General features: G+C 73.2%; 10 protein-coding genes and 1 tRNA gene. 5 read left to right on the top strand and 6 right to left on the bottom strand.

Translation table 11 applies throughout. The features are described 5' to 3' along the window. The first annotated feature begins 104 nt into the window (after positions 1-104). Together ACWGIU_RS17695 and ACWGIU_RS17700 are read left to right on the top strand one after the other, a co-directional pair. Positions 105-239 (top strand): DLW-39 family protein, encoded by a 135-nt coding sequence (locus ACWGIU_RS17695; RefSeq protein ID WP_208809277.1) that lies wholly within the window; start codon positions 105-107, stop codon positions 237-239. A gap of 98 nt (positions 240-337) precedes the next feature. Then, positions 338-1,672, top strand: a complete 1,335-nt coding sequence (locus ACWGIU_RS17700) for a hypothetical protein (RefSeq protein ID WP_453706807.1) — start codon at positions 338-340, stop codon at positions 1,670-1,672. On the opposite strand, the gene ACWGIU_RS17705 is transcribed toward ACWGIU_RS17700, so the two are convergent. Next, positions 1,659-2,957 (bottom strand): serine/threonine-protein kinase, encoded by a 1,299-nt coding sequence (locus tag ACWGIU_RS17705; protein ID WP_453706809.1) that lies wholly within the window; start codon positions 2,955-2,957, stop codon positions 1,659-1,661. The two genes, ACWGIU_RS17700 and ACWGIU_RS17705, sit on opposite strands and share 14 nt — an antisense overlap. Positions 2,958-3,001: 44 nt before the next feature. Continuing rightward, a complete protein-coding gene (locus ACWGIU_RS17710; protein ID WP_030012999.1) occupies positions 3,002-3,550 on the bottom strand; it encodes a helix-turn-helix domain-containing protein in 549 nt (182 codons plus the stop codon). A 162-nt stretch (positions 3,551-3,712) separates the two neighbouring features. Between ACWGIU_RS17710 and ACWGIU_RS17715 the strand changes: the two genes are divergently transcribed. Beyond that, a tRNA-Ala gene (locus tag ACWGIU_RS17715) sits at positions 3,713-3,785 on the top strand. A gap of 50 nt (positions 3,786-3,835) precedes the next feature. Here the strand turns inward: ACWGIU_RS17715 and ACWGIU_RS17720 are convergent. Next, positions 3,836-5,431 carry an FAD-dependent monooxygenase gene (locus ACWGIU_RS17720; protein ID WP_453706811.1) on the bottom strand — a complete coding sequence of 532 codons (1,596 nt, stop codon included), beginning with the start codon at positions 5,429-5,431 and terminating at the stop codon, positions 3,836-3,838. Positions 5,432-5,549: 118 nt separating this feature from the next. Here ACWGIU_RS17720 and ACWGIU_RS17725 point away from each other — a divergent pair, with 118 nt between their 5' ends. After that, positions 5,550-5,861 (top strand): ArsR/SmtB family transcription factor, encoded by a 312-nt coding sequence (locus ACWGIU_RS17725; protein ID WP_453706813.1) that lies wholly within the window; start codon positions 5,550-5,552, stop codon positions 5,859-5,861. 86 nt (positions 5,862-5,947) lie between these two features. Here ACWGIU_RS17725 and ACWGIU_RS17730 read toward each other — a convergent pair whose 3' ends face one another. Together ACWGIU_RS17730 and ACWGIU_RS17735 are read right to left on the bottom strand one after the other, a co-directional pair. Beyond that, positions 5,948-6,724 carry an MGMT family protein gene (locus tag ACWGIU_RS17730; RefSeq protein WP_453706815.1) on the bottom strand — a complete coding sequence of 259 codons (777 nt, stop codon included), beginning with the start codon at positions 6,722-6,724 and terminating at the stop codon, positions 5,948-5,950. Beyond that, positions 6,721-7,401 (bottom strand): RNA polymerase sigma factor, encoded by a 681-nt coding sequence (locus ACWGIU_RS17735; RefSeq protein WP_453706817.1) that lies wholly within the window; start codon positions 7,399-7,401, stop codon positions 6,721-6,723. Before ACWGIU_RS17735 ends, ACWGIU_RS17730 begins: the two co-directional genes overlap by 4 nt. 482 nt (positions 7,402-7,883) lie before the next feature. Between ACWGIU_RS17735 and ACWGIU_RS17740 the strand changes: the two genes are divergently transcribed. Next, on the top strand, positions 7,884-10,070 hold the full coding sequence (locus ACWGIU_RS17740) for a BTAD domain-containing putative transcriptional regulator (protein WP_453706819.1): 2,187 nt from the start codon (positions 7,884-7,886) through the stop codon (positions 10,068-10,070). 30 nt (positions 10,071-10,100) lie between these two features. On the opposite strand, the gene ACWGIU_RS17745 is transcribed toward ACWGIU_RS17740, so the two are convergent. Further along, positions 10,101-10,417: LysE family translocator (locus tag ACWGIU_RS17745; RefSeq protein WP_453706821.1), on the bottom strand; the 317-nt coding region annotated here is incomplete at its 5' end.

Genomic DNA, 10,417 nt, shown 5'->3' on the forward strand with positions numbered 1-10,417 from the left:
AGTTGGTGGGCCGTGCCGCTCGAAAGGCCGCCGATCGGATATCGGTCGGTGTGTATTGTTGGGCGCCAGAAGTCCCCTACGTCAACGAAAGACGAGGTCGCGCGGTGAAGAAGCTGCTCCTGGTCGCACTGGCCGCCATCGGCGGGCTCCTCGTGTACCGCCAGATCCAGGCGGACCGCGCCGAGCAGGACCTGTGGACGGAGGCAACTGACTCCGTGCCCTCTGGTTCCGGTGTGTGAGACCCAAGGCTGATCTCATGAAGCCCCGGCTGCCGCTGCGGCCGGGGCTTTGTGCTGCTCTGTGACGAAAACTTCCGTTATGTAAATATTTGGCTTGCGTGAGCAAATCCGGGGTGGGCGTGATGGTTCGGGGACGGACGGCAGTGTGGGCGGCGGCCCTGGGCCTGGTGGCGGGGCTGCCGGGGGTCGCGCACGCCGAGGGGGCCGCGCCCGGACCCCTCCCGACCTACCGGCCCGCGGACGGCGCCAAAACCGTGGAGGGCAAGCCCTCCACGGCGGACGCCCCGCAGATCGAGGCCGGGAACGTCTACCAGGACATGCTCGGGCCGGGCGAACGCGTGTACCGGCTCGTCCTCGACAAGGACGGGTCCGACGTCTACGTCTCCGCCGTGGTCCGCCCCGCGGCGGGCGCGAAGGTCTCCGGCGGCGACGGCATCGACGTGGAGATCATGACCACCGCCGGGCGCTCCTGCCCCCGCAGCGGCGGCCGGGCGAACTTCGGCTACGACGCCTACCCGATCGCCGCCGCCGGTGTCCGCCGGGGCGCCGAGGACGAGGACTGCGCGCCCGCGGGCGTGTACTACGCCAAGGTCACGCGAACGTCGGCCAAGGGTTACGACCAGAGCCCCTGGCCGCTGGAGATCAAGGTCCAGCGGGAGCCCGCCCGCGCTCCGGGCGCCCCCACCACCGCGCCCGGCACCTGGCCCTCGGGCGCCCCCTCCCTGCCCGGCACCGAGGCGGTGCCCCGCAGCGGCGGCACCGGCTTCAACGACGCCCGCGCCCTGCGCGCCGGCGTGTGGCGCGACGAGATGCGGCCCGGGCAGACCCGCTTCTACCGGGTCCCGCTGGACTGGGGACAGCAGTTGGGCCTCGGCGCCGAACTGGCCGCCGCGAAGATGACCAAGACCTACGGCTCGGCCTCGGGCGGGCTCACCGTGTCCCTCTACAGCCCGTACCGGGGCCTGATCTCCGACAAGGACACCTCGTACGACGGCAAGCAGGCCGGGATCACCCTGGAGAAGACCCCGCCCGTCACCTACGAGAACCGCTTCGCGAACGACCGGACCGTGCAGCCGGTCTCCGTCGCGGGCTGGTACTACGTCGCGGTGACCATGGGCGCGAAGGTCGCCGACTTCACCGAGGACGCGGCGCCCGTGCCGCTGACCCTGCGCCTGGACGTCGCCGGTACACCGGCCAAGGGGCCGGCGTACAAGGGCAGTCCGGCCGCGGGAGGCTTCGGGGTGGGCGACGAGGACCGGGCATCGGCCGAGGAGGGGCTCACCGCCCCGGAGGCGGCCGAGGCCGCCGAGCGGCACTCCACGATGCGGATCGTGGCGGGCGCCGGCTTCGGCACCGGGACGGTCCTGCTGCTCGTGCTCGGCGGCTGGGCGCTCCTCGGACGGCGGCGGGGGCGCGGTCCTACAGCTGCGTGAGGGCCCAGACGCCCACCGCGAAGCAGAGCAGCGCCGCGGCGAGCAGCGAGGCCACCGCCTTCGCCGGGGGCGGGGTGATCCCGCCGCCCGGCCGGACCGGTGCCCCGGCGGGGGCCGACGAGACCGGCACGGCCGCCGTGGCCGGAGTCGTCGGCGGCGGAAGGTGGAAGCTGCCGGTCTCCGAGGGCCCGTATCCGGGCGTCCGAGCCGGGACGGCGGGGGTGTCGGGCACAGCGGCGGCGGGGGCGGCCGGATACGGGGTCGGTGCGGACGGGACCGCCGGGGCGGTGCGCGCCGTACCGCGCGGGTCGGGCCGGACGGGCTCCGCGGGCACCGTCACGGAGGCCGAAGCCATGGCTGCCGGAGTCTCGGCGGCGGGCGCCGGCGGGGTCGCGGCCGCCGTGCTCAGCGGCCCCTGCGGGCCGAATCCGGGGGGCAGCGGGCCGAGTTGGTCGAACACCTCCACCGGATCCTCGTCCGGGGCGGGCGGCGGCAGCAGCTCCACGGCCTCGGCAAGGGCCTTGCGCGCCCCTGTGGCCGTCCGGAAGCGGCTCTGGGGGTCCGGCTGCAGGAGACAGGCGATGACGTCCCAGAGCGGTGCGGGAACGCCTTCGGGGGCGCCCGGGGTGCCCTGCGCGAAGAAGCGCTCCACCCATGCCTGGGAATCGGGCTTGCGGCCCTGGAGGAGGTACAGGGCGACCAGCCCCACGGCGAAGAGGTCGGCGGGGAAGTCGGGCTCGGCGCCCAGGAGTTGCTCGGGGGCGAAATAGCCCGGCGTGCCGACCACGTGGTCGGTCTCGGTCAGCCGCGGCTCGCCCTTGCGCATGGAGATGCCGAAGTCGGACAGCCGCAGGTGCGGCCGCCCGGTTCCGGTGGCCTCCATCAGGATGTTGGCCGGTTTGATGTCGCGGTGCACCACACCCTCCGCGTGCACCGCCGTGAGCCCCGACAGGAGCTGGTCGAGCAGGACGCACACGAAACGGGGCGGCAGGGGACCGTAGTCCCCGATCACATGGCCGAGCGAGCCGCCGCCGATCAGGTCCATGGTGAAGAGGACCTTGTCGTCGTCGGCCGCCCAGCTGGCCGGAGCCAGTACGTGCGGATGGTCGATCCGCAGCGCCTGCTCCCGGACGAACCGCAGGAGCGTGTGGGCATCGCTCTGCAGAAGGACCTTCGCGGCGACGTAGCGGCGGCGGCGGTGGTCCCACGCGCGCCACACGGCACCCGCGCCACCGCGTCCGATCGGATCGATCAGCTCGTACCGACCGGCGAACACCTCACCCATCGCTGCGCCCGTCCCCCGTCACCCGTCGTCCGCCCTCGTGCGTGTCAGTTCTGGTGCGCCTCGTAGTGGGCGACCGCGTCGGCGGTGCGGCCCGCGCCGTACACCCGGAGGAACTCTGCCAGTTCCGGGTGGCTGGGGGCGAGGGTGTTCGCCGCGTCGATGATGTCCCCGGCCGCGGAGACCGAGCGCAGCAGCGACTGGATCTCGCGGACGACCCGCTTGACCGTGGGTGCGCCGGAGCTGGTGGTGGTCTGGCCGCTGTTGCTGAGGACGGAACCCCCCTGGGTCTTCTTGATCTCGTCCATCCGGTCGGTGGCCTCCCCCGCGCTGACGCTTCCGTCGGCCACTTGGCCGGCGAGATCCTGGAGGGCCTGGACGCGCTGGACCACGGCCGGGTTCCCGATCTTGGCTCGCTGGCCGCTCATCAGCTGGGACAGCATGGGCGCCGACAGTCCGAGGACGGCAGCGAGGCGGGCCTGGTTCAAGCCGAGGTCATCTATGAGCCGGCGGAAGAGCGCTCCCAGCGGCTCCCCGTACCAACTGCGCTGAAGCTCTCTGGCTCTGGCCGTGGCCTCTTGTTGTACTGCGTCCACTCTGACTACTCCCCTTCGCTGGTGCGAACCTCGCGAGCATCTTACGGAGAGTGGTCGCACGGCGGGAGTCCCTATCATTTTGCGAGATGAGGGGGTACACCCGGTACTCTGTTCTGCGGAACGGCCTCACCTCCCGCAGGGGACGGGTGCGTCCACTTCCATGGGGCCTTAGCTCAGTTGGTAGAGCGCTGCCTTTGCAAGGCAGATGTCAGGAGTTCGAATCTCCTAGGCTCCACCCCTCACATGCCCTCCGACCTGCTGAAACGCAGTGCCGGAGGGCATTTTTCATGTCTGCCGACGGGGTTCGCCGAACCAGTGGTCCAGGGCGCCGGCCAGGGAGCCGCCGTCCGGGGCCCAGGCGATGTACCCGTCGGGCCGGACGAGGACCGCGTCCCAGGGCAGCGGCCGGGCGGTCGTCGCGGACACCGTGCGCACCGCGTGGGTCCAGCCGGCGGCCTGCTCGCCGTGGGCCCGCCCGGCCTCCCCGAGCAGCAGCAGGAGGGGACGGCCCGGCAGCAGCAGCCGGGTCAGGTCGGTCGGGCCGTCGGCGGTGGTGAGCGGCAGGTTCGGCAGGAAGCGGCCCTCCCAGCGGGAACCGCGCGCGGTGCGCGCCGGGTACACCGTCTCCTGAGCGCTGATCATGTGGCCCACGTGGGTGTTGACCGCGTCGATCGCGAGGAGTTCGGTGACGAGGTCGCGCAGGGGATCGAGCCCGGGGTCCGGCCGCATCAGGGCGAGCTGGGCCCGGGTGTTGTCGATGACGCGCTGCCCGGCGGGCCGGCGTTCGGTGTCGTAGGTGTCGAGCAGGTCCTTGCCCGCGGTGCCCGCGAGGGTGTGCGCGAGCTTCCAGGACAGGTTGAGTGCGTCCTGCAGACCCAGATTGAGACCCTGTCCGCCCACGGGGAAGTGGATGTGGGCGGCGTCGCCCGCGAGGAACACCCGGTCCTGGCGGTAGTGGCGCACCAGCCGGGCGAAGTCGCTGAAACGGGAGAGGAAGCGGGGGTCGGCCATCGGCACGCGGTGGCCGAGCACGCGCTCGGCCTCCCGGCGCAGCTCGTCGAGGGTGAGCGGGGAGTGCCGGTCGGGGTGCGGGCCGCGGAAGTCCATCGTGATGAACCTGCTGTGTCCGTACGGGGAGACACCCGCGACCGTCCAGCCGTGCGGGGTGCGGTGCCAGCCGTAGGGCACGCTGTCCGGGTCGGTCAGCCGTACCAGGCCGAGGAGGGCGGACATGGTGGCGGGGTGGGTGTCCGCGGCGAAGCCGAGCCGCTCGCGCACCGTGCTGCGGGCGCCGTCCGCGCCGACGGCGTACTCGGCGGTGAACTCCCGTAAGCCGTCCGGCCCCTGGGCGGTGACCTGGACGCCGTCAGGTCCCGGGACGATGTCGGTCACGCGGTGGCCGCGCAGTACGGTGACGCCCCGTTCGCGGGCCCGGTGCTCGAAGTCCCGTTCCAGGTCGGCCTGGGAGCGGCCGAGCACCGGGGCGGGCTCGGTGGCGGGGGCGGTGATGGCGAGTCCCGGCATGCCCGCGAAGTGGAACGCGTCGGCACGGCCGCGCCCCAGCAGGTCCTCGGTCGCGGCGGGTGCGGGCAGATGGCCGCGCCGGGCCAGGCCCTGCGCGGTGCGGGCGTGCAGGGTCCCGGCCTTGGGCCGGTCGACGGTCCGCGGTTCGGCTTCGAGCAGGACGGTGGCGACGCCGTGGTGACCGAGCTCGGCGGCGATGAGCATTCCGACGGGGCCGCCCCCGACCACCAGGACCTGGGTGGTGTGGGTCATGCGGTCTTCCTGGGGGAGCCGCACGGCGGCCAGGGGTGCGGTGCTGCCCGGCTGCTCCTTCGCCCGTACCGGTGCTGCGGCCGATCTCGCGGTCTGCGTACTCATGGGGGCACAACTCCAGGCTCGGCCCGGCCTGCGGACGACCAGGTTCGGTTTTGATCGAACCTTACGCTGGCACAGGTGGGAGGTATGATGCAAGCCGTACCTAAGGGAGGAGGGCACGATGCCCGACGAGGACGGCCACCCGTCGCTGGAGGAGATGAACCTGCCGGCCGTGCTGAACGCCCTCGCCGACCCGCTGCGCTACGCCGTCGTGAGCGAGCTGCTGAGGGAACCGGCGGGCACGGCGCGCACCTGCGCCTCCTTCAACCTCCCGGTCTCGAAGTCGACGACCACCCACCACTTCCGGATCCTGCGCGAGTCGGGCCTGGTGCGGCAGGTGGACCGCGGCAACAGCCGGGCGGCCACGCTGCGGCGCGAGGACCTGGAGCTGCGCTTCCCCGGCCTGCTCGACCTGATCGGCGCCGACCGCTGATCGGCGTCGGCCGCTAAGGATGCGACGGCCGCTGAGGGTGCGTCGGCCTCCGGGCGTGCGACGGCCGGCCCGGACCGGTCCTTCGGTCAGACGACGGCCGGCCGGCAGCTGAGGCAGCCCCGGAATCCGGCGGCGGCGGCCTCGTCGGCCGAGGTGAAGGGCACTTCGTGGCGGGCGGTGATGCGGCGCGCGTGCGCGCACGTCGGATAGCAGAAGATCCGGGTGGTGCCGCTGCCCAGGAACCGGGCGCCCGCCCGCACGAACCGCTCCACCCGCTCGGCGTCCACGCCCTCCCACTCCCGGAGCCGCTGTTCGAACCCGGGCGGCAGCCCGCAGTCCGCCGGGAGGCCGTCGTCCGTGCACAGCCGGTGCGCCGGCACGAGCACGGGCACGGGGTTGGCCCGGACCGCCGCCGCGACCGCCTCGGGCGACAGGTCCGGCATCCCGGCCTCGCGGGCCAGCCAGGCCGCGGGGCGGAGCTGACCGAACGGGATGGCCCGGGTCGCCTGCAGGACGGCGCGCTGTTCGCCGGTGAGCGGCCCGAATTCGTAGCGCAGGGTGCGGTCCCGGCCGCGCAGGGCCCGTGCCAGGCCCGGCGGCGGCTTGACCCCGGAGAGCGCCGACCGCCGGGTCCGGGCCCGGTAGGCCTCCTCGAACGCCCGGTCGTCGGCGTACCAGTCGACGGCGGCGGCGCCGGTCACCGCGCCCCGCCCGTGGGCGACGTAGAGGGGGCCGACCGGGGAGTCGGCCCGCACGTAACAGTCGTAGCGATGTGCCGGAACCCCGACGCGGTCCAGCACGCGCGCCGCGAACCCCGCGGGTGCCGCCTCGCGCAACGTGTCCAACTCGTCCGGCAGTCTCATCCCGTCGCCTCCTTCCTTTCCGTGCGGGCCGGTTCGTGTGCCGTCTTCGCCGTCGTTCCCCCGGGAGTCGCCCCGGCCGCCCCGGCGGCCCCGGCCGCTCCGTACGTCCTGCGGTCGGCCGCAAGGCCCGGCTCCGCGCGCAGGGCGGCGAGCCCCCGCGACACCTGGGCCTTCACCGTGCCGACCGGGCAGTCCAGGATCCCGGCCACCTCCTGGTAGCTCAGCTCGCCGATGTGCCGCAGGACCACGGGCAGCCGGTGGTGGTCCGGCAGCCCGGACAGCGCGGCCACCAGGCGTGCCCGGCGTGCCCCGTCGAGCGCGAGCTGCTCCGGCCCGGGGGAGCCGTCCGGGACCTCGATGCCCGTCACCTCGATACCGTCGGCGACGCCGGGCCGGCGGCTCAGGGTGCGGAGGTGGTTGCGCCATACGTTCGCGGCGATGGTCAGCAGCCAGGCGCGCGGCTGGAGTTGCCCGCGGCGCTCGGGCGGGTACCCGCGCAGGGCGGAGTAGGCGCGCAGGAACGTTTCCTGGCCCAGGTCGTCGGCGTCCCGCGCGGAGCCGGAGAGACGCAGCAGGACCGCGCGCACGGTGCCGGCCTGGGTGCGTACGAGTTCGGTGAACCCGTCGTCCAGGTCGGTCGCGAGCAGTTCCGTCAGCGGGAGAGTCGTCTCGTCCATCCTCCTTGTGAACACCGGGCCGCGCGAGAGTGTTGCACCTGGCGTGAAAATTCTTTTGCTTTGCCTGCCCTTCGTATTCGGTGTGATATCCGGTTCCCTTTATGTCATCCGCATATCGGGCGCGCCGGTGCGGTCTTCCCGGGCGTGGTGGAGATCGTGTGCGAGCGAGATCGTGGGGTACTGCCTATTTCTCGCCACCTGGCTGATATTCGAAGGATTCTCAAAGCCGGAGGTACAAGGGGTGCGATGCGACCGGTTCGGAACAAAAGGGGGCGAGCCCCTTGACCAGTGGTCGCACCGCGAAGCTAGAGTTGCGAACGAGTTGTGGGCGCACAGCCGGGTCGCTCACGGTTCGGGCTGCTCAAGATCCGGCGAGGTCTCGGGGGAGGCGTGGTGGCGACCGTTCTGCGCACAGCAATGGAAAAACGATGCACAAGGCGTTGTCCTCCCGCCCTCCTTTCGGCCGTACCCGCATTCCCGGCATGATGGGGAACCGCGTCCGCGGCGCGGCGACGGCGGACGAAGATTTACGCGGCGGCAGTTGGTCGTTCGGCGAACGGCTTCTCTCGTTCCGGGGACGTGAGGGACTGACACAGCGCGAGCTGGCGGAACGCGCCGGGGTGAGCGTGCGGGTCCTGCGGGACATCGAGCACGGCCGGGTCCACCGGCCCCACACGCGGACCGTACGGCTCCTGGCCCGCGTACTGGGCCTCGACGCGGACACCGCACGGCAGCTGGCGCCGCCCGCGCGTGAGGCCGTACGCCCGGGGAGCGAGCGGCTCCACATCGGCATCCTCGGTCCGCTGTCCGTCCGGTACCGCGGCGTCGAGACCCACGTCCACGCCGCCAAGGTGCGGCGCCTGCTGGCCCTGCTCGCCGTGCGGTACCCCGAAGCGGCCGGCCTGGGGGAGATCACCCACGCGCTGTGGCCGAAGGACCCGCCGCGTTCCTACCAGAATCTGGTGCACACCTACGTCAGCCAGGCACGCCGGGTGCTGCTGCTCCCCGGTGGCGGGGCGGAGGCACCGGCCCCCTCGTTCCTGGCGCGCACGCACACGGGCTACGTGCTGGAACTGGAGCGCGACCAGGTCGACCTGACCCAGTTCCAGGACCTGTGGGCACGGGCGCGGCAGGCGCACGGGGCCGGGGACGCGGAGGCGGCACACGAGCTGGCCGAACGCGCCTACGGCTGCTGGCGCGGTCCGCTCCTCGCCGGCGAACCGCTGCTGCCGCACCATCCCGCCGCCATGGCGGCCGCCCGCCAGCGGGTGGAGAGCCTGCTGCTCTACACCGACCTTTCCCTGCAGGTGCGGCGGCCCGAGCGGGTACTGGGAGCACTGCGCGGGGCCACGGAGGAGGAACCGCTGCACGAGGGCCTCCAGGCCCGGCTGATGCTGGTGCTGGCGAGCTGCGGGGAGCAGCGGGAGGCCCTGAGGATCTACTCCGAGGTGGCCCGCCGGCTCGACCGGGAACTGGGCGTCCAGCCGGGTGACGAGCTGCGCCGCGCCCACCTGCGGATCCTGCACCAGGAGCTGCCCTGGCCGCGGACGGGTCCGGCGGCCGCGTGGGCCGCGCTCGACGTGGCGCCCGCGCCCCCGCCCCGGCCGGCCGCGCCCCCGCCGAGACCCCGGCCGTCCCAGACACCGGCGGTGAGCACGGGCTTCGTCGGCCGCGCCGCCGAACTGAAACGGCTGGACCGGCTGCTCCTTCCCACCGGCGAGCAGGTCGGGCAGGTCCCGGCTGTGCTGGTCACGGGCTTTCCCGGCGTGGGCAAGACGGCGCTGGCCGTGCGCTGGGCGCACCGGGTGCGCGAACGGTTCCCGGACGGGCAGTTGTACGTCGACCTGCACGGGTACGCCGACCGGCGGGCGCTGCACCCGCAGGAGGTCCTCGCCTCGTTCCTGCGCGCCCTGGGCGTCCCCGATGGGGAGCTCCCCCGGTCCCTCGACGAGGCCGCGAACCTGTACCGCACCCTGCTGTCGGACCGGCGGATGCTGATCGTGCTGGACAACGCGCGCGAGGAGAGCCAGATCCGTCCGCTCGTCCCGGGCGCGGCCGGCTGCGCGGTCCTCGTCACGAGCCGTGACACCCTGCCGGGCCTGGTGGCCCGGGACGGTGTGCCGCGGCTCGACCTCGACGTGCTCGGTGAGGACGAGGCGCTCACCCTGCTGGCCCGGCTGCTGCACAACGGGCGGGTGGATGCCGAGCCGCTGGCCGCGAGAGCGCTGAACCGGCAGTGCGGCGGGCTGCCGCTCGCCATCCGGCTGCTCGCGGCCCGTCTGGAGGAGCATCCCGGCGTCGGCATCGCCCAGCTCTGCGTGGAGTTGCAGGAGGCCGGGGCGTTCCGGGAGCTGCCGGTCGAGAACGACGACCTGTTCACCGCGGTCCACGCGGCGTTCGAACTCTCCTACGCATCCCTGCCCGAGCCCCTGCGCCGGTGGTTCCGGCTGTTCGCGCGGACCGAGGGACGGCTCGTCAGCGGATACGCCATGGCCGACCTGGCGGGGAGCACCCCGCTGGAGGCGACGCGCGCGCTGCGTCGCCTGGTCGGCGTGAGCCTGTTGCGGGAGTGCGCACCGAACCGGTTCTCCCTCCCCGCTCCGCTGCTGCGCTATGCGCGCAGACTGGCGCTGCGGGAGGACGCGCAGTGCCCGCTGCGGTCGGTGTGACCGCAGCGGGGGCGCAGGTGGCCGGCCGGGTCACCCGCCCAGTGCCAGCCGGACCGCGAAGAGCCCGAACACGGCGGCGGTGAGGCTGTCGGTGATCCGCATCACCCGCGGGGACCGCAAGTGCGGTGCGAGCCGGTGGACCAGCCTCATCCAGGTGAGGAGCCAGAGCAGGCCCAGGGCCAGATAGCAGGCGGCCAGCAGCGGGACGCCGACCTCGGGGGCCGTGCCCGCGGGCACGAACTGGGGCAGAAAGGCCATCAGGAAGATGCCCACCTTGGGATTGGACCCGGTGCACAGCAGACCCTGCCCGAAGGCCTGCCGCACCGAAGGGCCGGTCTTCCCCGCCG

The organism is Streptomyces sp. NPDC054840 (assembly GCF_053611065.1).

What these genes read in the sequence shown, in the direction of transcription:
- ACWGIU_RS17705 (WP_453706809.1), bottom strand. Translation starts at nt 2,957, where the DNA reads ATGGGTGAGGTGTTCGCCGGTCGGTACGAGCTGATCGATCCGATCGGA.
- ACWGIU_RS17720 (WP_453706811.1), bottom strand. Translation starts at nt 5,431, where the DNA reads ATGAGTACGCAGACCGCGAGATCGGCCGCAGCACCGGTACGGGCGAAG.
- ACWGIU_RS17725 (WP_453706813.1), top strand. Translation starts at nt 5,550, where the DNA reads ATGCCCGACGAGGACGGCCACCCGTCGCTGGAGGAGATGAACCTGCCG.
- ACWGIU_RS17730 (WP_453706815.1), bottom strand. Translation starts at nt 6,724, where the DNA reads ATGAGACTGCCGGACGAGTTGGACACGTTGCGCGAGGCGGCACCCGCG.
- ACWGIU_RS17735 (WP_453706817.1), bottom strand. Translation starts at nt 7,401, where the DNA reads ATGGACGAGACGACTCTCCCGCTGACGGAACTGCTCGCGACCGACCTG.
- ACWGIU_RS17740 (WP_453706819.1), top strand. Translation starts at nt 7,884, where the DNA reads ATGATGGGGAACCGCGTCCGCGGCGCGGCGACGGCGGACGAAGATTTA.